The organism is Tolypothrix bouteillei VB521301, assembly GCF_000760695.4.
Taxonomy (GTDB): domain Bacteria; phylum Cyanobacteriota; class Cyanobacteriia; order Cyanobacteriales; family Nostocaceae; genus Scytonema; species Scytonema bouteillei_A.
In genome coordinates this window covers 1,819,975-1,846,297 of the sequence record NZ_JHEG04000001.1, presented here as the reverse complement: position 1 = coordinate 1,846,297, position 26,323 = coordinate 1,819,975, and the positions used below count along the sequence as shown (strand labels likewise).

At 41.1% G+C, this 26,323-nt stretch carries 17 protein-coding genes; 7 read left to right on the top strand and 10 right to left on the bottom strand.

The features are described 5' to 3' along the window. Positions 1–149 precede the first annotated feature (149 nt). On the bottom strand, positions 150–1,733 hold the full coding sequence (locus HC643_RS07425) for a phytoene desaturase family protein (RefSeq protein WP_038087354.1): 1,584 nt from the start codon (positions 1,731–1,733) through the stop codon (positions 150–152). Positions 1,734–2,018: 285 nt separating this feature from the next. Between HC643_RS07425 and HC643_RS07420 the strand changes: the two genes are divergently transcribed. Both HC643_RS07420 and HC643_RS07415 read left to right on the top strand, forming a co-directional pair. Continuing rightward, the gene (locus HC643_RS07420) at positions 2,019–2,801 is read left to right on the top strand and encodes an ABC transporter ATP-binding protein (protein WP_038087351.1); all 783 of its coding nucleotides are present in this window, start codon (positions 2,019–2,021) and stop codon (positions 2,799–2,801) included. Between the two features lie 79 nt (positions 2,802–2,880). Continuing rightward, complete coding sequence (locus HC643_RS07415) at positions 2,881–4,443, top strand: MlaD family protein (RefSeq protein ID WP_038087348.1); 1,563 nt, start codon at positions 2,881–2,883, stop codon at positions 4,441–4,443. A 78-nt stretch (positions 4,444–4,521) separates the two neighbouring features. Here HC643_RS07415 and HC643_RS07410 read toward each other — a convergent pair whose 3' ends face one another. Beyond that, positions 4,522–4,812 carry a DUF3288 family protein gene (locus HC643_RS07410; RefSeq protein ID WP_038087346.1) on the bottom strand — a complete coding sequence of 97 codons (291 nt, stop codon included), beginning with the start codon at positions 4,810–4,812 and terminating at the stop codon, positions 4,522–4,524. Positions 4,813–5,055: 243 nt separating this feature from the next. Between HC643_RS07410 and HC643_RS07405 the strand changes: the two genes are divergently transcribed. Continuing rightward, positions 5,056–7,521 (top strand): ATP-dependent Clp protease ATP-binding subunit, encoded by a 2,466-nt coding sequence (locus tag HC643_RS07405; protein WP_038087343.1) that lies wholly within the window; start codon positions 5,056–5,058, stop codon positions 7,519–7,521. 380 nt (positions 7,522–7,901) lie between these two features. Here HC643_RS07405 and HC643_RS07400 read toward each other — a convergent pair whose 3' ends face one another. From HC643_RS07400 to HC643_RS07375, 6 genes are all read right to left on the bottom strand, one after another. Further along, complete coding sequence (locus tag HC643_RS07400; protein WP_038087339.1) at positions 7,902–9,461, bottom strand: rhomboid family intramembrane serine protease; 1,560 nt, start codon at positions 9,459–9,461, stop codon at positions 7,902–7,904. A 246-nt stretch (positions 9,462–9,707) separates the two neighbouring features. Continuing rightward, positions 9,708–10,796, bottom strand: a complete 1,089-nt coding sequence (locus HC643_RS07395; protein ID WP_038087336.1) for an AI-2E family transporter — start codon at positions 10,794–10,796, stop codon at positions 9,708–9,710. A 148-nt stretch (positions 10,797–10,944) separates the two neighbouring features. Then, positions 10,945–12,381, bottom strand: a complete 1,437-nt coding sequence (locus tag HC643_RS07390) for a bifunctional orotidine-5'-phosphate decarboxylase/orotate phosphoribosyltransferase (RefSeq protein ID WP_038087332.1) — start codon at positions 12,379–12,381, stop codon at positions 10,945–10,947. Between the two features lie 248 nt (positions 12,382–12,629). Then, positions 12,630–13,337 (bottom strand): molybdopterin-dependent oxidoreductase, encoded by a 708-nt coding sequence (locus HC643_RS07385; RefSeq protein WP_038087328.1) that lies wholly within the window; start codon positions 13,335–13,337, stop codon positions 12,630–12,632. A 76-nt stretch (positions 13,338–13,413) separates the two neighbouring features. Next, positions 13,414–14,013: a cytochrome b/b6 domain-containing protein gene (locus tag HC643_RS07380; protein ID WP_038087325.1), complete on the bottom strand. Its 600-nt coding sequence runs from the start codon at positions 14,011–14,013 to the stop codon at positions 13,414–13,416. A gap of 276 nt (positions 14,014–14,289) precedes the next feature. Continuing rightward, on the bottom strand, positions 14,290–16,278 hold the full coding sequence (locus HC643_RS07375; protein ID WP_050046321.1) for a PAS domain-containing protein: 1,989 nt from the start codon (positions 16,276–16,278) through the stop codon (positions 14,290–14,292). A 512-nt stretch (positions 16,279–16,790) separates the two neighbouring features. Between HC643_RS07375 and HC643_RS07370 the strand changes: the two genes are divergently transcribed. Then, positions 16,791–18,722: an AAA-like domain-containing protein gene (locus HC643_RS07370; RefSeq protein ID WP_038087324.1), complete on the top strand. Its 1,932-nt coding sequence runs from the start codon at positions 16,791–16,793 to the stop codon at positions 18,720–18,722. A 210-nt stretch (positions 18,723–18,932) separates the two neighbouring features. Here the strand turns inward: HC643_RS07370 and HC643_RS07365 are convergent, their stop codons facing one another. After that, complete coding sequence (locus HC643_RS07365; RefSeq protein WP_038087321.1) at positions 18,933–21,044, bottom strand: ABC1 kinase family protein; 2,112 nt, start codon at positions 21,042–21,044, stop codon at positions 18,933–18,935. A gap of 287 nt (positions 21,045–21,331) precedes the next feature. Here HC643_RS07365 and recN point away from each other — a divergent pair, with 287 nt between their 5' ends. Next, entirely contained in the window at positions 21,332–23,101 is a 1,770-nt protein-coding gene (recN, locus tag HC643_RS07360; RefSeq protein ID WP_038087319.1) for a DNA repair protein RecN, read from the top strand. Between the two features lie 3 nt (positions 23,102–23,104). Here recN and HC643_RS07355 read toward each other — a convergent pair whose 3' ends face one another. Beyond that, positions 23,105–24,037: an ATP adenylyltransferase family protein gene (locus HC643_RS07355; RefSeq protein ID WP_038087317.1), complete on the bottom strand. Its 933-nt coding sequence runs from the start codon at positions 24,035–24,037 to the stop codon at positions 23,105–23,107. 106 nt (positions 24,038–24,143) lie between these two features. On the opposite strand from HC643_RS07355, the gene HC643_RS07350 reads away from it, so the two are divergent. After that, entirely contained in the window at positions 24,144–24,698 is a 555-nt protein-coding gene (locus HC643_RS07350) for a hypothetical protein (protein ID WP_038087313.1), read from the top strand. Between the two features lie 525 nt (positions 24,699–25,223). Further along, positions 25,224–26,006, top strand: coding sequence for an aquaporin Z (gene aqpZ, locus HC643_RS07345; RefSeq protein WP_038087311.1), 783 nt, complete (start codon positions 25,224–25,226; stop codon positions 26,004–26,006). The last annotated feature ends 317 nt before the right edge of the window (positions 26,007–26,323 follow it).

The following is a 26,323-nucleotide window of genomic DNA, read 5'->3' as shown; positions in this document are numbered from 1 at the left end:
ATTTCCTTTAATTGTTTGTATCCTTAGAATCACCGAGCAATTCATCGATTTCGGAAACACAATTTTGAAGAAACTCTTAAGAGAATGTTTTAAATGGGGTGGCTGAGGTCTGTAAGAACCTCAACCTTAAGAATTAAGAGACGTTTTTCTTATAAATTTTTCAATAACTCCTGTGTTTGCCGTGGCATAACGAGTGTGTTCGCGCACAAAATACCAGACGCTGCTACAGCTGGCACACCAATTCCAGGCATCGTACTATCACCGACTCGGTACAAACCTGGTATTGGTGTTTGCGGTCCTGGAAACATCCCCTTACCCGCTTCAATGGCTGGACCGTAAGTTCCGCGATACCTCCGCAAATAATAAGCGTGAGTTAAAGGTGTGCCAATCAGTTCTAACACGACACGTTCCCTGATATTTGGGATAATTCGCTCTAAGGCTCGATATAAAGCTTGTGCTTTTGATTGCTTATTTTGTTCGTAACTATCATTCCGTTCCCACCCAGTAAAAGGTTCCAAAGTATAGGCATGAACGACATGATGACCTTCTGGTGCTAGCGTTGCATCCCATACGCTAGGAATAGATATCATACAGGTATTTCCGGGTGCTGTCATATCTCGATCGCCATCAAGAACAACGACATGATGCCCTGTTAAATTTTCTAAATCCCCAGCATGAATGCCTAAATGCAAGTGCATAAAACTGTCAACAGCCGGTGTACCTAAAGCTGTTTGGCAGAAAGATGAAGGCAAATCTTCAGGTTGTAGCAGATGAGAGTATGTATTCCAAAGACTGGCATTGGAAATAACCACGGGTGCTTTGAGAGTTTGACCGTTTTTGAGGCGCACACCAGTAACCTTACGTGGAGATGCTCCATAATGCCTCCGCTCTTGTTGTACTGGGTAGTTTGTTTCATCATCTTCCGTCTTGGAACCACAAGTTTCTACAAGAATTCGCTCGACATGATGACCCAATAACAATTCACCACCCCAACGCTGGAATCCTCGAACCAAAGCGTTGACGATTGCGCCACTTCCACCGATGGGATACTCCACACGAGTACGGGAACGTTCACCCAACATGAAAGCGACCTCAGGAGCAATAGTGCCATGTGCCTTTAAACCAGATAATAAAAAACATTCCAAATCGATCAGCTGCCTTACCCAAGGATCTTTTACTGTTGCATCCATCACATTACCTACAGAAGATTGCACGAGCAGCAGGTTAGGTAACATTTTCAATAAAGACGGTAAGTACTGCCCAACTAAGACGGGTACTAACTGCCAATCAGCCCTTAAAGCCAAAGAAGGAATATCTTTCATCGCCTCGTATAAAGGTAGCAAGCGGTCTGCAAACCGCTTCCACTCCTTAGCACCTTGGGGTGTCGTTTTGGCTATTTCTTCACAATAACGTTCTGCATTGCTATAAACCGGAAAAGAAATATTTGGCAAGTGATAATGACCGAGGGGGTCATAAGCTACAGTTTGTAAAGATTCACCCAAAGCGTCTAAAACCTGTTTGACAGGATTTAAACTCTTGGCACCAGTCAGCCCACAATAGAATGAAGGGCCAGAATCAAATTCAAACCCCCGTCGTTTAAAGCTATGTGCAGCGCCTCCCGGAACTGTGTGGCTTTCACAAACAACGACCCGCTTACCATAACGAGCAAGTAATGCAGCAGCAGTTAACCCGCCGATACCACTTCCAATGACTATGACATCAAGATTTTCCATTTTTGTTAGTAGTTAGTAGTTAGTAGTTAGTAGTTTATCTCCCACTAACCACTAATCATGTACGGGTGGGGCGGCTTGCGCCCTCCTACTAACTACTAACCCTATCTCCTTACGGAGAAGCTCTCGTCGCGCTACGCGTTGCCTTTCTGCTATGCCCGTAAGGGGTATTCGTGAGGGGGATCTCCTGTGTCCTACGTGCAAAGCACACGCTACGCGATGCGAAGTTGCGCTCGCAGGCAACCCACCAACAGGACTGGGTTCACCACTAACCACTAAACATTAACAATGACCAAACCATTAATTGAACTAAAAGGCGTTTCAAAGTCTTTTGGTAGCAATAAAGTACTAGATAATGTAGATTTGACGATTGACCGAGGAGATGCACTGGGAATTATTGGTCCTAGCGGTACTGGTAAGTCAACAATTCTACGAGTTATTGCTGGATTGCTTTCTCCCGATGAAGGAGAGATTTACATACAAGGAGAACGAAGAGAGGGTTTGATTGAAGATGCTAGAGATCCAGTTGGTATTGGTATGGTATTTCAACAAGCAGCATTGTTTGATTCTTTGACAGTTGAGGAAAATGTAGGTTTTTTACTCTATCAACACTCAAAACTTCCCCGTCAGAGGGTTCGAGAACTGGTTAATGAAAAATTAGAAATGGTTGGGTTGGGGGGAATAGGCGACCGTTTTCCAGCCGAACTTTCTGGGGGTATGAGAAAACGGGTTAGTTTCGCTCGTGCTATCATGTCTAATCCCGATAACCCTAAAGACACTCCAGAAGTTTTGCTATACGATGAACCAACAGCCGGATTAGATCCCATTGCTTCTACGGTGATAGAAGATTTAATCCGGCATTTGCAATGTACACAAGGAGTTTGTGGTACTTATGCTATTGTAACTCACCAAGAGAGCACTATTCGTCGCACGGCTGATAGATTGGTGTTTCTCTATCAAGGTAAAGTGCAATGGCAAGGTACAGTGAGTGAATTGGATAAAACAGACCATCCTTTGATTAAACAGTTTATGAGCGGGAGTGTAACTGGACCAATTCAGGTTATTGGCTAGAACGATTTTGGATTTTGGATTTTCGATTGGTCTTCCATCCAAGATTTAAAATCTAAAATTTATAGAGAGGAGAATTGATATGCGATCGCGAACATTTCGAGAAGGTTCTGTAGGACTATTGCTTTTACTAGGATTGGGTGTCTTCGGTCTAATTTTTGTATGGTTAAATAGAGTGACTGCTGCACGCAATTCCTATAAAGCTATTGTTGAATTTGCTAATGCTGGAGGAATGCAAAAAGGCGCAGTTGTTAGGTATCGCGGTGTGAAAGTAGGCAGAATATCCGACATTAGACCCGGTCCAAATAATGTTGAAGTGGAAATTGAAATTGGCGATCCCAACCTCGTTATTCCCAATGATGTGAAAGTTGAAGCCAATCAATCAGGGTTGATTAGTGAAAGTGTTGTTGATATTACTCCAAGAACAAAGTTGATTCCCTCTGGGGATTCTACTAAACCCTTGGACAAAAATTGCAATTCCCAGGTCATTGTTTGTAATGGTTCTCGGTTAAAAGGTCAAATTGGCATCAGTCTTGACGAACTTATTCGCACAACAACAGATTTAGCAACCCTGTACACTAATCCACAATTTTATAAAAATGTGAATAAAGCTGTGGAAAATACTGCAGTGGCGGCAGAAAGTGTTGCTCAATTGAGCCGCAACTTGAATGTTTTAAGCAAAAGCTTACAACAACAAATTATTGGTATTTCCGCAACGACAGGTACAATTCAACGCTCGACAACTCAACTGACGTCATCCACAACCCAAACCTTAAACCAAATTAGTAGAACGGTAGGGCAGTTTAGTGGTACAGCCAGTCAATTTGGTGAGACAGCGAGGGAAATCCGTTTAACGGCCAATCAAGCTAATAAACTGATTAACAACCTTGATACTGCACTTGGAGAAAACCGTTCTTCACTAGTTGCCGCGTTAAATAATATTACTGAAACTAGTAATGCGTTGCGTCAAACAGTCAGCAGCTTATCGCCTACTGTCAATCGCGTTACCCAAGGGCAATTACTGCAAAATTTAGAAACTCTCTCGGCAAACGCTGCTCAAGCGTCTGCCAACTTGCGCGATGTGACCAACACTCTCAACAATTCCAACAATTTATTGGTACTGCAACAAACTCTAGATTCTGCAAGGGTAACCTTTGAGAATACCCAGAAAATCACATCGGATTTAGACGAATTAACAGGAGATCCAGCTTTTCGGCAAAATCTCAGACAACTTGTTAATGGTTTGAGTAGCTTGGTATCTTCCACACAAGAAATGCAGCAGGATATACGTGTTGCCACAACTTTGGATTCCATCAAAGCTGTCGTTCACAATTCCAAGACTGGAACTCCCCCCACAACTACGAAGTTACCACAGATGACATTTAACATTCCGTTAGATAGCGAGCTCGGTCCCGTTAAAACTGCTTTACCAACATCAATTACCTTTACAACTGGTACTCCAAGTGTAGATCGGCAGCAAATCGTCATTGATGATGTCGCTCCTAAGGTGATAAGAAGTTTCGATCGACTCCCCGCTCAACCACCTCAACAACTCGAATCAGTTACAACGTCTACTCATTCCCCGTCATCCCAAGAAAATCTTTTAAAACAACTCAGACAGCATCGTGAGACGAGAGGGGAGTAGGGGGAGTGGGGAGACACTGGGGACAAGGGAGAAGTACTAATCCCCAATCCTCATTGCCAATCCAAAATTCACACATTCCTAGTTCCAATCTTCTTCTTCTCGTTTGCCGCGACTCTTGTAAATACCCCCAAGGCTGTGCAACTGGCGAGTTTTCTCAAACAATTGTTCTTCGGTAAGACCCCATTGCTGTAAAATCTGGTTTAGATCCCGTTGAATGTCTCTGGCACCAGGGAAACCTTGATAGCGCATTCGCAATCTAGCTAATTCTGCTAAATTATAATCAGTAGCCTCTTGAGTTAGCAAAGTGTCGATGATGGGGCGATCGCGATTGTAGAGAGGATGCTGTTGCTCTTTGTTTCCTGCACTCATAAAATTTACAATGAAAAAGTGTTAGTAGTTAGAAGTCGCTTGTTTAAAAATTACCACTAACGACTAACCACTAACGACTAACGATTAACCTCATCGGCTAATACACCTTATCTCTTACGGGTCTCACTACTGTCAGTCACCTTTGAATAAAGATACATTGTCATTAAGTAAAGTAAACAAATGTTCAGGTGAGGGTGAGTTACATCACCCGAAGCCCAAGCAGCAAGGGAGCAAGTACCCGCTATGTTTGAACACTTCACATCTGAAGCTATAAAAGTCATTATGCTAGCCCAGGAAGAGGCGCGTCGCCTGGGGCACAACTTCGTAGGCACGGAGCAAATTCTCTTGGGTTTGATTGGCGAAGGAACAGGGGTTGCTGCCAAAGTGCTGACCGACTTGGGCGTTACTCTCAAAGATGCACGTCGCGAAGTAGAAAGAATTATTGGTCGGGGCTCTGGCTTTGTCCCCCCGGAAATTCCTTTCACTCCCAAAGTGAAAAGCCTGTTTGAGCAAGCGTTTAAGGAAGCTCGCAGTCTGGGACATAACTACATCAGTACCGAACACTTACTGTTAGGGTTGACTGAGGCTGGTGAAGGTGTCGCCGCTAAAGTCCTGCAAAATCTCGGACTGGATCTCTCACAAGTCCGTACCGCAGTGATTCGCAATTTAGGCGAAGCGACATCGGTTTCTGGAAGTCGCGTTGGTAGCAGCAACGGTCAACGCCGCAACCAGTCTCTCACTTTAGAGGAATTTGGTAAAAATCTAACCAAGCTAGCTAAAGAAGGTAAGCTCGATCCTGTTGTGGGTCGTGAGAAAGAAATTGAGCGTGCAGTTCAAATTCTGGGTCGTCGCACGAAGAACAATCCCGTTTTAATTGGCGAACCAGGAGTTGGTAAAACGGCGATCGCAGAAGGTCTCGCTCAACGTATTGTCAATCAAGATATACCTGATATTCTACAAGATAAGCAAGTCATCAGCCTCGATATGGGGTTACTGGTGGCGGGGACTCGCTTCCGTGGCGATTTTGAAGAACGCTTGAAGAAAATCATGGATGAAATTCGCTCGTCCGGTAATATCATCCTGGTGATCGATGAAATTCACACTTTAGTTGGTGCTGGTGGTACTGAAGGCGGTATGGATGCTGCGAATATCCTCAAGCCAGCACTGGCTAGAGGTGAACTCCAGTGCATTGGTGCAACAACTCTTGATGAGTATCGCAAGCACATTGAGCGTGACGCCGCTCTTGAGCGTCGTTTCCAACCGATTATGATAGGTGAACCATCGGTAGAGGAAACTATTGAAATTCTCTATGGTTTGCGTTCTGCCTACGAAAGCCACCACAGAGTTCAAATCTCTGATGAAGCGTTGGTAGCTGCAGCTAAGTTGTCAGATCGTTACATTAGCGATCGCTTTTTACCCGATAAAGCTATTGACTTGATTGATGAAGCTGGTTCTCGCGTTCGCCTTCGCTATTCTTCAAACCCCGCAAATCGCGAGATTAAGAAAGAGTTGGCAAGAGTCAGCAAATCCAAAGACGAAGCGGTTCGGATGCAAGATTTTGATAAGGCAGGGGAACTGCGCGATCGCGAGTTAGAGCTTGAGGCACAGTTAAGAGAGATATCACAAAATGATAAGGCTGTCAATAGCCCTATTGTTGATGAAGAAGATATTGCTCAAATTGTTGCTTCTTGGACTGGCGTACCCGTTAACAAGCTGACCGAATCCGAATCTGAATTACTGTTGCACTTAGAAGATACTTTACACCAGCGTTTGATCGGTCAAGAGCAAGCAGTTACTGCAGTTTCTAGAGCCATCCGTCGTGCAAGAGTTGGTTTAAAAAATCCCAACCGACCCATTGCCAGCTTTATCTTCTCCGGTCCTACGGGAGTTGGTAAGACAGAATTAACCAAAGCGTTGGCTTCCTACTTCTTTGGTTCAGAAGATGCAATGATTCGGCTAGATATGTCCGAATACATGGAGCGCCATACAGTTTCCAAGCTGATCGGTTCGCCTCCCGGTTACGTGGGATTTGACGAAGGCGGACAACTGACGGAAGCAGTACGTCGCAAACCATACACGGTAGTGCTATTTGATGAAATTGAAAAAGCACATCCCGATGTATTTAATATGCTGCTGCAAATCTTAGAAGATGGTCGCTTGACTGATGCTAAAGGTCGTACCGTAGACTTTAAGAACACGCTGATCATCATGACCTCTAACATTGGTTCCAAGGTGATTGAGAAAGGTGGCGGTGGCTTAGGCTTCCAGTTTGCAGACGATGCAGCCGAAGCAAGCTACAACCGCATCCGCAGCTTGGTAAATGAAGAATTAAAATCTTTCTTCCGTCCCGAGTTCCTCAACCGTCTTGATGAAATCATCGTCTTCACTCAGTTGAAGAAAGACGAAATCAAGCAAATTGCCGACATTATGTTGCGCGAAGTTGCCAGCCGCTTGACCGAGAAAGGAATTAGTCTGGAAGTGAGCGATCGCTTCAAAGAGCGCGTTATACAGGAAGGATATGACCCCAGTTATGGTGCTAGACCGTTACGTCGGGCAATTATGCGCCTGCTAGAAGATTCACTTGCTGAGGCTATGCTTTCCGGGGAGATTGCAGAAGGCGATACAGCCAACGTTGATGTTGATGACGACGGACAAGTAAAAGTTACGAAGTCTCAAAGTCGAGAGTTGTTACTTGCAAATCTTGGCTAATTAAAGGATAAGTGTAAAGGATAAAGTATAAAAAACCTTTATCCTTCATACTCAGACTTTTTGGTAGCATTTAAAGACCCTCTCAACTCTTGCCAAGCAAGGGAATTTTTAGAGGTCCATCAAGGTAAACATTTGGTGAAATGGTACAAAATCTTAACCCTGGTAGCAATACCAGGGAATTTTTTTCTTTTTAGCCTAGCGATGTTCGTAATCGCGGTTATACAAACCAAGTCCGCCTGCGCGGACTCAAGACTGCTTGGTTAAGGTTGTTTCAGATATGTAGAGACACTTCAAACAGCGCGTCTTTAGAAAGATTGTTGCCAAGCAAAATTAATACATCGACTTCATATAGTATACATAGCTCAAATATGTCTTCTCCCTTAGATTTTCTTCAAAAGCAGCCCTACGAAAAATCCAACAATTAAGCCAGAAGTATGACCAACAAAACTAATCTGTGGTGTTGTTAAATCGAAAATGACTTGCAAAACAATCAGTGTAATAATTCCTCGCAAACTTCTAGCAGCAATGCGCGTTTTTTTCCTTTGCCAGTCAAGTAACAAAATAGCAGCAAAAGCACCAACAAGCCCCATGACGCATCCAGAAGCACCAACTGCAAAATTTGTCTGAGAATAACCTTTAAGTGACATAAAGGTTACAGCTAGCATGGAGCCGATCGCACTGGTAAAATATAACAGAACAAATCGAGGAAGTCCGATCGCAAATTCTACCAAACGACCAAACAAATAAAGACCTAGCATATTAAGTGCAAGGTGCAAAAAACCATAGTGAAGAAAAGCAGCAGCGAATAAACGCCACCATTCTCCCGCAACGACTTCTTTAGGAACTAACGCACCTAAATTATATAAATTATCAAGGTTAGTACTTCCTCCGAGCTTCACCTCAAGACCAAAGACCAGTAAATTTAAACCGATAATAAGATAGGTGGCAAATGGTTGGCGTGGCTTAACACCAACTCTACCGTTATATCTAGCTTCAGATTCCATTTCAGTACTGATTCTAGATAAAATTTGTTTGCTTCTCTCAGTTAAAACCGTTTCAGCTTCAACAACAGGATTGGATAAACGTCTTGCGACTGCTTTTTGGATGCGAAGATCGCTGCCATCACTTATACTTAAAAATTGCTCGCGAGCAATTATGTCTTTTCCTGCTGCTTGGTCAGCCGTTGCTAGCCAAAATATTTTAATAGTATCAGAATAGTTAAATAGCGAACTGCTAAGTAATTTCATGACTTGTTGTGTTTCACCGCAAAAGGCAAAAACAAACAAACGTGCGAGGTTTCGCGTTCTTATATTAAGTATTTTCTCAAAAGTGCGTTCGTAGCGTTCCCAGGTTAAAAGCATACTATTTAAGTTGCCAGTTTCCCCAAGCGCTCTTAAGTAGCTGTTTAGTGTATCGAAGTCCTTACGTAACGTTTCAGCTGATAAATTATCCTGTACCCATAGCAACAAGTCTTCCCAACGACCTTCTATTTGATATAAAGTTGCGATCGCAGAGCGACCAGTCGGTGTTTGAGCGCTTTTGTGACGCTCTAGAATTGCACTCGCTTCAGCAAAATTCCCATTCTGCGCCAATTCTAGAGCACGTAACAATTCTGGTCGTTCTCGCCAGCCATCTGCAGGATGTAACAGGGAAATAAATTTAGCTAATTTACTGGCTTGACCAAAATTTTGTTGGGCGCTCAGTTGATCGACTTTTCTGTTACCAATGTTAGGTGCGACTATTAAAATCACCCACAGAAACCCACCAATCAAGCCAGCTGCGGCTGGTGTAGCGTAAGCACTGATTGCTGTAACACTTAAGACAACTACAGAGATTGCAATCCAACCACGATTGTTTTTAGCAGAAATAAGTGCTGCATTCACTATGGTTGAAACACACGACAGACACACTAACCAAATCAGTAGGTGATTGAGATCCATAGAATTTAGATAAATTGGGCAATCCTGGTGGGACAGCGACTTCTATGATAGATTGATTTACTGCTAATGGCTAACGGCTAATGGCTAATGGCTAATGGTAAGATCGGCGTGCTCCGGTGGGTTTCCCGCACCCTGGCGACTGGCGTATAGCCCTTAAGGTCATAGCTTCGCGATACGAAGCGTCTCCGTAAGGAGATACAAGGGAGGGCAATTAGCCATTAGCAATTAGCCATTAGCAATTAGCAATTAACTCTCCTTTATTTCTGCCAATTCTTTACCCTCGATCTCATTCTGAGAATAATCAGATACGGATGACCAACCGTTAACAGCGTCTTTAATTACGCCAGCTACAGGAACAGCAATTAATAATCCCAACACTCCACCAATATATGTTCCTACTAACAAGGAAATTAAAACCCATATCGGTCTCAATCCAGTAAAACTACCTAAAAGTCGAGGTGCGATCGCTTGATCGATCGCTTGGTCTACAACCACAGAAACACCCAAAACCCTAACTGCTAGCCAAAAGTTGTGCGACACTATTATTAAAGTCACTATGGCAAGACTTGCAACATCACCAAAAGGAATTAAACTTAAAATTCCCACTCCCAAACCAAAGAGTAAAGCAAACTGAACGTTGAGAAGCAGAAATACTACAGTCAGTGAAAATCCCATCAACAAAGCCAATGCTATTTGACCGATTAAGTAGTTTTGAAAATTTCGCTGAACTGAGTGTTTCAGTTGTTGGCCAAAAGTCAAAGGTAGCTTTTTAAATATTCCTTCCCAGATTTTTCCACCATCCAATAAAAGATAGAAAGTTAGTACTATAGTAATTAAAGCTTCCGAAATACTATCAATTGTTTCTATGACAAGACTAAAGAGTTTATCAACAAGATACTCTAATTCATCAGGTAAACGATTTGCTATTTGAGTAAATATTTGATTGAAATTCCAGTTGAACCCGTGGCTAACTGTCCAGTTATTAAAAATTTGAAATTTTTGTTCTCCAGAATTAATCCATTCTGGAAGCAGATTATCCATGTCATAGAATTGTTGTGAAATAATAGGGATCAATGTCAAACCCAAAGCCAATAAAATAATTAAAGTAATGATAAAAACTAATGTAACTGCATAATTACGCTTAATTCCCTGTTTTTCTAGAATGGAAACTGGGTAATTTAAAATAAAAGCTAGTAGAGTTGCTAAGACCAGAGTTGTGACAATAGGTTGAAAGTATTGAAAAAATCTAAATGCGAGCCATCCATTAAGAAAAAATAAAGGAAATATCAGTGTCAGAATTAACAATTGTAGTAATTTATTAAGTGAAATCGTCATGTTGTTTTTAGTAGAATCTATGGATTGGGAAATGCCCGGTAATATTATTAGGTATGTTAATATTACTAAAAAATCTACTACCTTTAGTTATAAAATCTGAGAATATAGAACTATTCGCTCAGAAATACTTGACAACATGACTGCAAAACTACTCTTCTGTCCTTAAAGCTAAAAATTGCTCTCGATCGATACGTCCGGCTTTGTAGAGCGTTTCTGTAATTTCTGATATTGTTAAAACTGCATACCCGCGATAACCGTTTTCTTGCAGCCTGTCCATAACTCCTTGTTCGTGGTTGATAAAGACCACAATATCCTTAATATTTAATCCTGCAGATTTTAATTTTTCTGCTCCTTCCATTGCGCTTTTGCCACTAATAAGAATATCATCAACTACCACAACTGTTTCTCCTGGATAAAACTCTCCCTCAATCACCCGTCGGGTACCGTGAGCTTTTACTTCTTTACGGGGGAAAATCATGGGACAATGGAGACGCAGGGCTAAACCGGTTGCTGTAGGTAAAGACCCATAGGGAATACCTGCGACTCTATCAAATGTTAGTGTTCTTAAAATATCCTCATATGCCTTAAGAACTTGATTAAAAAGTTGCGGATTGGAAATAATTTTGCGTAAATCTATGTAGTAAGGAAATACAGCACCTGAGGCTTGCACGTAGTTGCCAAACATGACACAGCCAATATCGTAAAGCTGCAAAATCAAATCTTGTAGGGGATGTTGATTGACCAAAGAAAGATCGGGTAACCAAACAGAACAACTCGAAGCATCAAGATTAATTTGGGTTTTTGCTCGCTCGATCTCTTCTTGTAAAGACTGGACTTGTTCGGATAAATCTTCCTGTGATAGCATATCTTGCGGTATGGGAATTAACAAACCATCACCATTTTTATTTAAACCAGCTGCTAAAATTTGATTAATATTGTTCCCTTCTGCCCAGATACTGCGAGTCATAATAATCCGTTCGGGAGCAGTTGCACGAATTCGTGCTATGACTTCAGGCTTTGTTGTTCCTACTTCCAAACCTAATTGTTCTGGAGTTCCCCAAGTTCTAGATTCTTTAACTATTTGTAAATAAAAAGGTGATTCATCTGTAGGATAGTGCTGTAACTTCATAGCCGCAGGATTGGAAGTACAGCATAAAATAAAAGCGGCTTTATCTGGATAAACTAAAAACGGTGCAATATGGTCTTGTCCTGCATAAGAACTCAAAGTTACAGCATCCACATTCCACTCTGTAAACACAGTACGAGCAAAGATAGTACTTGTGTTTAAGTCACTGTGTTTGGCATCTAAAATAATTGGAATATGGGAAGGAATAATTGCTAGGGTTTGATGCAGCAGTTCTAAGCCTGGAATACCCAAAGCTTCATAAAAACCTAGGGTGGGTTTATACGCACAAACTTTATCGGCTGTTTTGGAAATAATAAATTGCAACCAATCCCACAACCGAGGTATTATATTTTGGGATTCGTATCCAAGAGGCATCATTTCCGGGTTGGGGTCAAGTCCGACAAAAAGCAAACTTTGATTTTGTGCGATCGCTCCATTTAATTTGTCAAAAAAGTTCATATTTTTTTAAAAGGATAAACGGCAAAAGAGATTGAACTTATGCTCAATTTTACGGGCAATAGTATTGACAACTAAATGAGTGAGTTAAAGATTGAATTGATGTTAAGACTGGGAGCATCGCAATGAGACAAAACACCTGGCGATTGGAAATCGCGGCTATACAAGCTAAGTCCGCCTGCGCGGACTAATACAAAGTCCACCTACGTGGACGAGCGTTTGTATAGCCGAGGCAGCGCGTTGCATCAGAGCTACAATCCTGCAAACCATTCATAACCTTGGTCTTCCCAATACCCCTTAAAAAGCGATAATTGACTTACTAGCGTAATTTGAGTCACCCACTTACTTTGTTTGTATCCAAGTTTTACAGGAGAAGCCAAACGCAAAGGTGCGCCATTCTCTACTGGTAATGTTTCACCATTTTTTTGATAGGCTAACAAAGTTTGGGGATGTGAGGCTGAAGCAATATCCCAACTTGAGTAGTAGCCATCAGCGGATTTAAAGTAAACATATTTAACATTTGGCTGAGGTTGAGCAAGAGCAATAATTTCTTGCAAACGCACACCCGCCCATTGCACGATCGCAGCCCATCCTTCAACACAAACATGACGAATAATCATGGATGTTAAAGGCAAAGCTTGAATGTCTGTCATGCTAAGATTGAGAGGATGCTTCACTTCACCGTCAACAATTAAACGATATTTCGTCATGTCAATAATTGGATTATCTCTAAAGCTATTGACTAATAATGCTTCTGGTTCAATCTCGTTAGCAGAAAATTCAGGAACGGGCTTTTGTGGATTCAATAACAAGGCTTCCACTTTTTGATTTAGGGGTTCGGAGATTTTTCCTACAATATCCTCAAATAAAGGTGTACCGCATCCACTTAGCAAAAAACCAAGACTAGAAATCCCTGAAATATTGAGGAATTGACGGCGATTTACACGAATTATATTCATAAAATTGGTATTTTTTATTTCTTAGTTGTTAACGCTCGGCAATTAGTTATTAATAGCAACTAATCACTTAAATCTTTTACCAAAACATAGAGTCGGTTAACTCTGTACCCCCAGCTTTACGTCCCAAAAACCAGTGAATCACTGAAAACAAAACAACAATTGGCACAGAGGAAAAATGCACTATTCTTAGTGCTTGCCAACTCCCAAATATATCTACAATCCAGTAGAATTGCGCGGGCTTATACATTCCTATTCCTGTAAATAAAGCTAGAAGTAAGATAGGAATTATAGATGTATAAACAATACGATGAAAAGCATAGATTAAACGTTGAGAATTTTTACTTTTTTGTAGTGCTTTCAAGTCATTGGTTCCTACAAATCGATAACGCCAGCGTCGTGTAACTAAAATATAAATTCCATACCACAGCAAGTTCAACGAAAATAACCACATAGCAGCAAAATGCCAATGTCTACCGCCTGCTAGCCAACCTCCCATTGTAAATAAAGGCGGAATATGCCAACCACCCCGCCCGCCAAATACAGGATTGGCATTATAAATTTGCAAACCACTGGTAAGCATGATAAATAAGCTGATGATATTAACCCAATGAAAAATCTTTGCTCCTAGCGCTTGAGTTGGTAGCTTTCGAGGTTTAAAGGAAATGGTTGGAGTCATGTTGGGATTGGGGATTGGGTAATATAGGCTGCGATATCCCCGATGTCTTGGAGAAGTCGGGGCTCTAACCAATTTAAATATTTTACTAAAAAAAAGGAGCGAGATTAAACCCCACTCCCATTTGCTCTCTTGCTACCAAACTTGAATATTGTAACGACTCCTGTTCCGCTAAAAAATTCCCAATTTTCCTCTTTTCCTTTTTTGAGTTATTTCTGTCTTTGCAGTTTAGTTTAATGGGGAATTTCGGATTGGAAAGTAGAAACTTAATAACTTATACTAAAAACTCGCACCTTGTATAAGATCGGCATAAGTCATAGTTTTATAGCTTAGTTCAATTGCAAACTCCGTTCCTTGACCTAATTGAGAGTTAAACTTCAATTTCCCTTTATGTTTTTCCACGATAATTTGTTTGCTGATTGATAGTCCCATTCCTCCTACTTTGCCTTTTGATTTGGTGGTAAAAAAGGGTTCAAAAATGTGTTTCTTCAAGTGAGGAAGAATTCCTTTGCCATTATCCGAGATACGAATAACAATTTTACGTTGCTTTGATGGTTGACTGCTATAATTCCCAACTAATGAGAAAGGATTGTTGATAGCTTCTGTACGAATCCATATCTTTGGAATAAAGGAATTATCCTGCTGTATCCTTTCTTCTAATGCATCGATAGCATTATTTAATATATTCATAAATACTTGATTTAACTCGCTTGCATAACACTTAACGAGTGGTAACTCCCCAAATTCTTTAATAATTTGTATTCGAGGTCTACCAGGTTGTTCTTTTAAACGGTGTTGTAAAACTCTCAAAACGCAATCCAACCCTGTATGTATGTCAGCCTTCACCATTTTCTCGTCTTCTAACCTTGAAAAACTCCATAAGGCAGAGGCAATTTCTTTAATGCGTTCGGAACTCGATCGCATTGACCACAGCAATTTCAAAATATCGTGTTTCGCAAAATTTAAGTCCAATTTTTGAATTTCTGATGTAAATTCTGTTTTGGATTTAGGATAATTTTGCTGGCAAAATTCTAGCAATCGAATTAATTCTTCTGCATACTGACTAACAGGATCTAGGTAAGCAGTTATCAAATGAATGGGATGGTAAATATCACCCGCTACATCTACTACAAGTTTACCAAAATTAGCCATTTTACCATTTTGCAATAACTTCTCTCGGAAATTCTTTAAATCTTCCTGAGTGTCTTTGAGTTGCTGTGTAGTTTTTTGTTCTTGAGCTTCGACAATTGCTCTTGAGGCAATTTCTTGGTGAACTTGTTCAATTAACTGGCGTTGCTGAATTGCGATCGCAATTTCAAAACTGACTTGTCTTAAAGTTTCTATCTCCCATTCTTGCCAATGACGGTTACTGGAACTATCGTAAATTACCAACAAGCCCCATAAGTTGTTTTGACAACACCAGCGAAGAAGTTCGTTTTCCTGGTTGACAACTTGCAGGTGGGAATTTGGAATTGGAGATATTGTATTTTGATAGTCGTCTAATTTCAGAGAGATGGGAAAAACCAAACTGGTTTTAGTTTGACGTTTATCTAAGTAAATATATTGATTTTGCTCGTTGACCGACTCAACAGCCATCACTCGATTTTCATCCTTAGAAAAACGATAAATGACTGTGCGGTTTGTTTGTAAAAACTGTCGTACAACATTTGCTATTGTTTCAAGTATTGGCTGTAGCTGAGAACGAGAATAAATGAATTTGCGGATGGTATTTAGCAAACATTCCCGCTTTCTCATCTGGTGCAATGCTTGTTCTTGAAGTTTTTGTCCGGTGATGTCTTGGTGTGTTCCTACCATTTGCACTGGCTGACCGGACCGATCCCACTGAAACACTCTCCCTCGGTCAAAAATCCACTTCCACTCTCCGGATTTAGCTAACATTCTAAATTCGACTTCGTAGACTGGTATGCGACCTTCTAAATAATCCTCTAACACCTCCATCACTTTGGGAAAGTCCTCTGGGTGTACGAGTTTCTCAAAGGAGTTATGGTGATTCTCTATTTCTTCTACTTCATATCCCAAGATATGCTTCCACTGAGGGTCGTAGTAGGTTTTGTCAGTCACTAAATTCCAATCCCACAGACCCAAGCCAGTTGCTGCTAATGCTGTTTGCAAACTACTAGTGTGTGAGCGTTGGCAAAGTTCTGTGAAAGCTTGGTGTGTCTGCTGCTCTAGCTTTGCTAACGCTTTGGCGCTTCGTGATGAAAGTAGAGCTTCCCTATGATGAGTAGCCGATCCTTCTGTATACATAGCTGCTAGTCTGATAAGGAAAATAGCTTGTAGCTCAATAGCTGCTTTAGCACCCTAACGGTATATGCATAGAATGTGCTGGTATAGTCCTAGATGGTTACTTCCCCTGTAACTGACATGGGAGATACGTCAATCCCTATTAACAATTTCGATGGTAGTTGAAAAAAGGTAAACAGAATAATGTAACCTGTCCTTTGGTCACAAATACTGTTGTCCGGAAAAAATTAGCTACATTTTATCCTGCTACTCTTTCAGAATGACAGAATACTAAGTATATAAAGTTACAATTAAACAGATTAAGGATTGGTATAGAATTGCTTGAAAGAGCTGCAATCGGGTCTTGACAAAGAACTCAGAATTTTACAAAATTGTCAATATTTTTTTGTAGCTTTTTTATGATTGTCTAGCCCAATCTTACAAAACGGAGGCTACATTTGAATCAATACTTACCGATTAAACTTTTACAGGAAAAAATTTGGGGAAAGTTCACACAAGTCGGGTCTGATGACTAAATGACTATAGATGAAATCGTATTACTACTAAAGGCAAACACTCCGAACTCGTTAACTCCACTCCAAGAGATGGTTTTACGTTCTTCTTGGGAAGGAAAAACTTATACAAGTATAGCAGTTGAAGCACATTACGGAGAAGAGAGGGTTAGAAAAGTCGCTTCTCATTTATGGCAAGTTTTGAGTGACTTTTGGAAAGAGCCAATTGGTAAATCCAACTTCCGTCAGATTCTGGAACCCCGCCGTTTAAGCAGAACGCAACAACAATTGCTCCGAGAATTCAACCGTAAAGATGAAGTCACATCCCTAGAATTTCCTAGCGGTCCGGTATCACTTAATTCTAAATTTTACGTTCCTCGTTCACCCCTTGAAGAACTGGCTTACGCGGAAATAGCAGAACCAGGAAGTGTAACTTGCATCAAAGCTCCTAAAAAAATGGGGAAAAGTTCCCTAATTCTACGGATTATTGCTCATGCCACAAGCCTTGGTTACAGCACGGTTCATTTAGATTTTCAGCAAGCAGATAGGGCGGTGTTTGCCAATCTTGATAAATTCTTGCGCTGGTTCTGCGCCAATGTCAGCCGGGAGTTGGGTTTGGAACTGAAACTCAACGATTACTGGGATGAGGATCTCGGTAGTAAAGTCTGTTGCTCTCTCTATTTTCAATACTATTTACTTCCATCTCTCAACAACCCTCTGGTTTTGGTGTTTAACGAAGTTGATTGGATATTTGATTATCCAGAAATTGCTGAAGATTTTCTCCCGCTTCTACGTTCTTGGTACGAACAAGCCAAATTAGTTGAAGTTTGGCAAAAACTTCGTCTTGTTCTGGCTTACTCAATGGAATTTTTTTTGCCTTTCAACTTGACTCATTCTCCATTTAATATCGGTTTACCTATCAAGTTAACGGAATTTTCAAAAGAACAAGTGCAGGATTTGGCGCAACGCCACGGATTGGACTGGTTTCACGGTTCTGACGCTGACAAACTCATGGCAATAGTGGGAGGACACCCATATCTGGTGAGGTTGGCTTTGTATCACCTGGTTAGTAAGGGAGGGATGGAACGCCATTTAGGGCAAATATTGCAACAAGCACCTACCGAAGCAGGAATTTATAATGAGTATCTCAGGCAATGTTTGTTGGTTCTGCGGGAGAAACCAGAATTAGGAGACGCTTTCCGTGAAGTGGTTTCTGCTAAAAGTGCCTTACAAATGGAACTACCTGTGGCATATAAGTTGTATGCTATGGGGTTGGTCAGTATTGAAGGCGATCGCTGTACTCCGTCGTGTGAATTGTACCGCTTGTATTTTCAAGAGCAACTTAACACTTATAGCGATCGCGGTCCCCGTTTGCAAGAATTGGAAAAAGAAAACCAACAGTTACGCGTTCTTTCAGGTTTAGATGAACTGACTCAATTGGTGAGCCGTCGTTCTTTTAATACCTATCTTCAAATAGAGTGGCAAAAAGCTTTGAGCAAACACGTTCCTCTATCACTCATTTTGTGCGATATTGACTACTTTAAAATTTATAATAAGACCTACGGAATTACCGCAGGTGATGACTGTTTGCGTCAAATTTCTCGCGTTATTAATCAATGTGTAAAACAATCTTTTCAAAGTGAAGATTTCAATAGCGCTCGCAATTCAGTTTTTGTTGCGCGTTATGGAGGAGAGGAATTTGCGATTCTCATCCAAACAGATGCAGCTAATGCTTTACACGTTTCTGAAGATATTCGAGAGCAAGTGAAAGCTCTCGGAATTCCTTGCGATTATCCTAATATTGGCGGACTTCCCGCTGATGTTTTAACGGTCAGTGTTGGTGTTGCTAGTTTGATTCCTGAAGCTCAAACCGATCCTCATACTTTGTTGATAACAGCAGAAAGAGCACTCATCCAAGCAAAAAGAAGAGGGCGCGATCGGGTAGTTTTTAATTAAGAATTTGTTCGTAGTATTTCCTTTTACTGTTTGTAAGGTTCTATGAATGCGTTTTAGCTTGTTATGAGATGCGTTCGGCTAGTTTGCAAAAAACGATAACTGTTAGAGAAGCAATGAAGTTGAAGAAATGCAGAAAATTTTGGTGGCAAGTCTTAATAAACTTTTAAAACTTAAAACCATATTTTTCTACATCCTTCTGCCCTCAACTACTTACAAATTAGCAGGTGGTAAAGACAATCGATTTGGTTGACTGACAACACCATCTTCACGAGTCTCTTCTTCTGCTGGTACTTCCGATGCTAACAATTGGCGAATAAATCGTGAGATTGCTTTTTGTGCTATTTGGTTGGCTATTTGTTGACCCAAACGCTGCACTCCAGGATTAAATAACAACTGCGCCAGTTGGGGTGCAATTTGAGTAGCATCAAATCCGCGAGTTTCTTGAAGAATATTTAAGATACGTTTGATATGGTCTAAAGTTTGTTGTTGCTCGATAGTCGCACTAGGGGTTTCATTAATGGCTGCAATTCCAACTCTTTCTCGCAGCAAATATGTAAAGTTATGTACAATATTTGTAGTTGCTGCATTCACCCCTTTGAGGACTTCATCAATTAACTTGTCGCGAATGAAAGCTCCACGTTCTGAAGATAAGAAGTCGATTCCTTGATTGAGAACTAAGTTGAAATCATAATCTTCATTATTGCGAGCATTGCGTAATAAATTTTCTAAACGATTCCAACGAAATCTACCTTCTTTAAATAACAAATCTCTCAAAGATGCTCTTAATTCCGGCGCTGGATCGGTTAATAAACGTTTAGCAACATAAGGATATGCTTCACTCAGCACTTTGAAGTTAGGATCTATATAAATTGCAATTCCTTCCAAAGTTACCAAAGAACGAATGATTAAAGCGTAATATGGTGGTACGCGGAAGGGATATTCATACATCAAATTTGAAAGATCGTCAGTGATACTTTTAATGTTTAACTGAGCTACGCTAGCTCCTTGAGCTTCAGCGAAGACTTTAGCAAAAGCTGGAACAATGGGTGCTAAGTTTGTATCTGGTGACAAGAAATCCAACTTGACATAATCTTGTGCTAGCGCTTCAAAATCACGATTGACAACGTGAACGATCGCTTCGAGCAAACCATAGCGCTGTTTTGGCTGAATTTCACTCATCATCCCGAAATCTAGATAAGCGAGTTTGCCATCTAGAGTTGCTAATAAATTTCCAGGATGGGGGTCAGCATGGAAAAATCCATGTTCGAGTAACTGGCGCAAAGAACATTGTACGCCTACTTCTATTAAATAACGGGCGTTGATTCCTCGCGAGCGAATTTCTTCTGTTTGGGTTAATTTAATCCCATTAATCCACTCCATGGTTAAAACACGACGATTTGTGTACTCCCAATAGATTTTGGGTACATAAACGTCTTTCATATGACCGTAGAGTTGAAAAAATCTCTCTGCATTTTCTCCCTCATGAATATAGTCCATCTCCTCAAAAATGCGAGAGCCCAATTCATCAAGAATACCTGCAAGATCGCTGCGTACTCGTTTAACTTTTTTCTGCGCCCATACAGCAAGTTTGCGAAGAATATATAAGTCAATAGTTATGCTTTCTCGTAAGTCCGGACGTTGAACTTTAACAGCGACTTCTTCACCCGTATGGAGTCTACCTTTGTAAACTTGTCCCAAGGAAGCTGCTGCTATGGGATCGTTTGAGAGAACGGGATAAATTTCTTCTGGAGGTAAACCGAGTTCTTCTTCAATAAATTTATAAGCTATTTCATTGGGAAAAGGTGGTAGTTTATCCTGTAATTGAGCAAGTTCTTCTAAATATACGGGAGGAACTAAATCTGGTCTGGTAGATAAAGCTTGTCCGATTTTAATGTATGCTGGTCCAAGATCTGTCAGGAGTTTCCGCAGTTTAATTGCTTGTCGTCGGTCGTTTTTGACAACAACTCCTCGTTTGTTATCCCACCACAATCCAAAAATAAATGATAGGGTTGGGACTAGAACTGTAAATACACGACGCAAAACTTTTAAGGGTGTTTGCTGATAGTGTACGGCAATTTCCCTGGCATCGTAACGTATTTCTTCAGATTCACGTTTCCTACTCAAAAGCACGCGATCGCTCTTGTATGGTAAGCTTTCTCCCTGAGCTATCGCCGCATTTTTCAAACTCGATTGTGTAGCAGACAATTCATTTTGGCTCAATTTGCCTGCATGATTTTCGCTAACAGACACTTCTATAACTGAGATAGTCTTAGAAGGATCTTTGTTTGGTTGAGAACTGTAGGAAACTGTTTTGGCATTCATGGTTTTACCACTGAATCGGAATCTATTTGTTAAATATTGTAACAATTTGTTACGCGATCGGTTAGTTTTCATGACCGGTTACCAGTTACTGACCCTCGGTCATCGGTCACTGATAAAAAAAGTCTATCCTCACCACCAATCTTTGTGAAAGTCAAATTAAACTAAGTTAGGTACACTTAAGGGGTTTTTGTTTAATGGTATTGGTATAGTCGATCGCGTACAGGTTATTCTCAGTGTCTCTTGAATTGGAAATATCCGGCGTCTGTCCTCACGGAGAATTTAACTAGATGTTGCTCTCTCTGCGAATAGAAAATTTTGCTCTCATTGACCAACTAGAATTGGAATTTGGCGCTGGACTGAACGTGTTGACAGGTGAAACTGGCGCAGGCAAATCCATCATCTTAGATGCGCTTGATGCTGTCCTTGGTGGCAAAGTCTCCAGCCGTGTCATTCGTACTGGCGCAAATAAGTCAATGGTAGAAGCTACTTTTTCCTCTAACTCTACATTAGCCGCTTGGCTGAGCGAACAGGAAATAGATTCAATTGATGAAAACTCTATCATTCTGAGTCGAGAAATTACTGAAACCGCCACTAATATCCGCAGTCGTTCGCGGGTGAATGGAGTGTTGGTGAATCGCCAGGTTATGGGGGGGCTGCGCGATCGCCTTGTGGAAATCACGGCTCAAGGTCAAACTGTACAGGTGGGACAATCTGCCCAAGTTCGGGATTGGTTGGATGTTTATGGCGGTCACTCCTTAATACAGCAGCGCCAACTTGTGGCGACGGCTTTTGGAGCCTATCAACAAGCTCACCTAGTGCTGGAAAAACGCCGAACATCAGAACGAGAACGGCTACAACAGCTAGACTTGTTGACATATCAAGTACAGGAATTAAAAGCAGCAAACTTAAGCGATCCTGACGAATTCGATAAGCTTTTACAAGAGCGGGAACGCCTCAGCCATGTAGTTGAACTGCAGCAAATGAGTTACAAAGTTTATCAAGCTTTGTATCAAAATGATAATGAAGCCCCGGCAGCAGGAGACCTTTTGGGAGACAGTGAGGTGATATTAACCAGCATGGTTGAATATGATGCTCAACTGCAACCACTTTTAGACATGGTTCGAGATGCTCAAGCAACCCTAGCAGAAGTTGCACGGCAAGTAAATGCCTACGGGGAAGGATTAGAATCTGACCCGCAACGTTTGGAAGAAGTAGAAGAGCGAATTCGAGAGTTAAAGCAAGTTTGCCGCAAGTACGGACCCACTTTAGCAGAAGCTATTGCTTTTTACCAACGCATTCATGAAGAATTATCGCAGCTTAATAATACCGAGCAATCTATAGAAAGTTTGGAAAAGCAAGAAAGAGAATGCCTATCACAACTGACAGAAGCTTGTCATGAATTAACTCAATTGCGTCGGACTGCTGCGGCTGCGCTACAAGCAGAACTGATAAAGGAATTAAAGCCTTTGGCAATGGATAAGGTCAAGTTTCAAGTGGAAATTGCTCCAATTTGGCCGACAATAGCAGGAGCAGATAAAATTACATTTTTATTTAGCCCCAACCCAGGAGAGCCCCTACAACCTTTAACAGAAATTGCTTCTGGTGGTGAAATGAGTCGCTTTTTGTTAGCACTGAAAGCTTGTTTTTCCCAAGCTGATGCAGTAGCAACATTAGTGTTTGATGAAATTGATGTTGGGGTTTCCGGACGGGTCGCTCAAGCCATTGCTGAAAAGTTACACCAACTCGGTCAGTTCCATCAAGTGCTGTGTGTCACTCACCAGCCTCTTGTCGCAGCTATGGCAGATCGTCATTTTCGAGTCGCCAAACAAGTAATTAATACAGATAAAGGTCAAAAAGCAACCAACGGACACTCAGAACAGCGCACTGTTGTAAGAGTGACCGCTTTGGACAACTTGAGCAAGCGGCGAGAAGAACTCGCACAACTTGCGGGTGGGAAGTCCGCACAAGAAGCGATCGCTTTTGCAGACTCTTTATTAACTCAAGCCGCCAACCATCAAACAAAATCAAAAGTTAAACGGGGGAAGGTTAGTGGTTAGTTGTTAAATGGCAACTTTCTTCAGAAGAGTCATTGGTCCAATGTCTTTAAGAAGTTGCATCTGTTGCTCGTTTTTCACAAACAAAGAACCGGCAAATCCTAATGAGTTAACGGAAATCGAGCCAAAACTCTCTTGCGATCGCGGCACAATTAACATCCACTGTCGCGTCGCTAGCAGGTTGTAAGGAGCGGATTGCTTGTTTTCACTTCCCGGCGCGGTTTCTATGCCTAAATTTTGGAGAAGGGTACGGTAGCACTCAAAAGTAGCTTCAGCAGTGGCTAATGGTGACTCCATACCCTTGACATCCAATCTGGCATATGAGTTAACAAAAGGCAGTTGCGGTATAGTCGCTATGGAGCTTTGAAACCGAGCAGAGGCGAGTAGAGGTTCTATTGGTATCTGAGAACCACTTGGAATAAATGGAAGTGGAACCAATTGCAAGTGCTTGTGTCTCTGACTTGCACCAGCATCTTTACCACCGTTGTAAAATACCAAACCATCAATTTCCTCCAGACAAGCCCGCACCGCAGCGAAATCTTCCAAAGTCAGTAAACTTTCTTGTTCTTCAAAAGCACGAGTAATTATCAGTAAGTGATAATCAACTACGTTATATTTGTTCAAAATACATACATGAGTTTCTGAAATATCAGCTACAAACAAATCCCGTTCGTAAGGAAGAAAAGGATTGAATTCTTTCCCAGGACGGGTTAATTGTTTGAGTTGCTCTTTTTTAGCTGCATCCTTACGAACTAGATTCGATAAGACCCTAACTAGAAAGCGAACGCCATCTTGTTCAACAAATTCAAACTCTGTAGGAATTGACACCAAAGATTGCTTTGCAAGAGCATACTCAGTCTGTTCTTTGACACGTTTCCACAACATACCCGGTTGCAGCCGTGTTGTTCTCCCCTGTGACGCGGATTTTTCTCCTGACATAGTTAACTATTTGTATAAGAAAAATTCTAAAAAACATTACCTTTACTGTACCCAATATCTAGCACTCCCAGTTTTGAGGGAGAATAAAAATACGGAAAATCGGAGGGTGCGAAAACAAAATCTTTTGAGGTTGAGTGTGGTGATTGCAGCCCTGTTAGTAGCTACGTTGATAGAAGTTACAGTCCCATCATCAGTTTTATCAATCCACAAAAACGATTCAGATAAAACTAGAATTGCCACTCTAGCAAATGGCAAATACCAATTTTGCAGTCAACCCGATCCTAGAGATTGGCAAGATGGTGCAGGAGTGTGTTTTAACTTTAGTAAAGCAGGCGATCGCGTTAGTGGATATTATGGTTATCCCCACTCGGATCGTTTTATTTGCATTAGGGGTGAAGTTAATGACAGCTCGATTCAAGGCGAAGCGCTAGAAATCTTATGGGCTGTCAATCCCGAGCCCAACACATCAAAGTCCAATGTTGAGTGGGACTCCGAGGTTCGCTTAAAACTTGGCAAAGGAAACATTATTCGTACTGAAGAAGGTATTGATGGTACTATCCATTGGGTTTTGTTTCCCAAAGCGTCATTAAACGTCAGTGGGTTGTATCGCTACAGTACTCCTCGCATGACACCTCCATCACAATTATGTCTGTGGAACTAATACAAAAAGGCTGGAGCAAGCTGTAAGGCATTTCAGTTCTCATATTAGCTCAAAGGGAGAAGAGGGGAGGGTTTGACTTAGTTTTTCCAACTCAACTTCCACTGTTATATTGAGTCTATTTTTCAATAAATTTTATATTGAATGTTAAGGTTTTCACGTTTGCTCAAATCCCCGACTTTTTCAATAGCTCTGGGATCTTGCGTATGGTTCATCTTTCTGAAATAGCTGAACCTAAAAGAATTTTCTTAAATTATTAAAGTTTACAGGGTAAGCATATGGCTGGCATCTTTAACTTAATATTTTTTAATTACAAAAGAATCGGTGACAGCCATTAGACACAATACTGTACCACAGTGCTTCAAATTTTTCAGAAAGGATTAAGAATTGGTAGAGATCTTTTCACTTATTATGTGTTTAGTCTGCGTAAATGTACTTGAGTTCTAAGGGGTTATAAGTTGATTTTTAGAACCTTGCTTGGCAGACTGATTCATTCACTCGACCAACCTTTGCAAAGAGGACACAATTATGACAGTAACACCTCCACTAGTGAAGCGTTGCTTAGCTGAGTTTATAGGCACTTTTTGGTTAGTGTTAGGCGGCTGTGGTAGTGCAGTCTTAGCAGCAGCTTATACAGCAGATGCTGCAAGAATTGCTGAGAGTACAAAATTTCCTTTAGGGATTGGATTAGTTGGGGTTTCTTTAGCCTTCGGTTTAACAGTTCTGACTATGGCTTATGCGATCGGTCATATCTCAGGCTGTCACCTCAATCCCGCAGTTTCTTTTGGTCTTTGGGCTGCAAAGCGATTTCCCGGATCTGAGTTAGCTGTTTATATCGGTTCGCAAGTCTTTGGAGCCATACTGGGTGCGGGAGTTGTATACTTGATAGCATCCGGTCAATCAGGATTTACATTAACTGGTTCCAATCCATTAGCAACAAATGGTTTTGGAGCGGATCATTCTCCTGGTGGTTTTAATTTACTGGCTTGCTTCCTGGCTGAGCTAGTATTCACTTTCATGTTTTTAATGATTATCTTAGGTTCCACCGACCGCCGTGCGCCTCAAGGTTTTGCACCAATTGCGATTGGTTTAGCTTTAACTCTCATTCACCTGATTAGCATTCCTGTAACCAATACATCAGTGAATCCAGCTCGCAGCCTCGGTCCAGCAATTTTTGTTGGTGGTTGGGCGATTCAACAGTTGTGGCTTTTCTGGGTAGCTCCAATTTTAGGAGGTATCTTGGCAGGTTTCTGCTACTCTCAAGTTTTTGAGGCTCCTACAGTAGAAAGACAGTTGTCAGAAGTAAGTTAATTTAAGAAATACAAAGCTATTCAGAAAAAGCTGATAAAGTCTTCATTTCTTAACTTTGTTCTTCAATTTTCCTTCTCTATAAACAGCTTAAGATTCATCTGTAGAGACGCGCTATAGCGTGTCTCTACATAATATTATGTTTTTTTAGACTTTCTTAAATAAGTTGCTTCTCAATCAGAAATATACAACAATATTATTACTTTGTACTCTTGAAATTCCTAATTTGATTTCTGAAATTTGAGTGGAATGGAGACAAGTTACTAAGATCCTGCTAAAGTAACTATCCTCCATTCCATACCTTACAATTTTTCATTAAA

Bases quoted from the DNA above. Each gene is read 5' to 3' on its own strand.
- HC643_RS07425 (WP_038087354.1), bottom strand. From the start codon at position 1,733: ATGGAAAATCTTGATGTCATAGTCATTGGAAGTGGTATCGGCGGGTTA.
- HC643_RS07420 (WP_038087351.1), top strand. From the start codon at position 2,019: ATGACCAAACCATTAATTGAACTAAAAGGCGTTTCAAAGTCTTTTGGT.
- HC643_RS07415 (WP_038087348.1), top strand. From the start codon at position 2,881: ATGCGATCGCGAACATTTCGAGAAGGTTCTGTAGGACTATTGCTTTTA.
- HC643_RS07410 (WP_038087346.1), bottom strand. From the start codon at position 4,812: ATGAGTGCAGGAAACAAAGAGCAACAGCATCCTCTCTACAATCGCGAT.
- HC643_RS07405 (WP_038087343.1), top strand. From the start codon at position 5,056: ATGTTTGAACACTTCACATCTGAAGCTATAAAAGTCATTATGCTAGCC.
- HC643_RS07400 (WP_038087339.1), bottom strand. From the start codon at position 9,461: ATGGATCTCAATCACCTACTGATTTGGTTAGTGTGTCTGTCGTGTGTT.
- HC643_RS07395 (WP_038087336.1), bottom strand. From the start codon at position 10,796: ATGACGATTTCACTTAATAAATTACTACAATTGTTAATTCTGACACTG.
- HC643_RS07390 (WP_038087332.1), bottom strand. From the start codon at position 12,381: ATGAACTTTTTTGACAAATTAAATGGAGCGATCGCACAAAATCAAAGT.
- HC643_RS07385 (WP_038087328.1), bottom strand. From the start codon at position 13,337: ATGAATATAATTCGTGTAAATCGCCGTCAATTCCTCAATATTTCAGGG.
- HC643_RS07380 (WP_038087325.1), bottom strand. From the start codon at position 14,013: ATGACTCCAACCATTTCCTTTAAACCTCGAAAGCTACCAACTCAAGCG.
- HC643_RS07375 (WP_050046321.1), bottom strand. From the start codon at position 16,278: ATGTATACAGAAGGATCGGCTACTCATCATAGGGAAGCTCTACTTTCA.
- HC643_RS07370 (WP_038087324.1), top strand. From the start codon at position 16,791: ATGACTATAGATGAAATCGTATTACTACTAAAGGCAAACACTCCGAAC.
- HC643_RS07365 (WP_038087321.1), bottom strand. From the start codon at position 21,044: ATGAATGCCAAAACAGTTTCCTACAGTTCTCAACCAAACAAAGATCCT.
- recN (WP_038087319.1), top strand. From the start codon at position 21,332: ATGTTGCTCTCTCTGCGAATAGAAAATTTTGCTCTCATTGACCAACTA.
- HC643_RS07355 (WP_038087317.1), bottom strand. From the start codon at position 24,037: ATGTCAGGAGAAAAATCCGCGTCACAGGGGAGAACAACACGGCTGCAA.
- aqpZ (WP_038087311.1), top strand. From the start codon at position 25,224: ATGACAGTAACACCTCCACTAGTGAAGCGTTGCTTAGCTGAGTTTATA.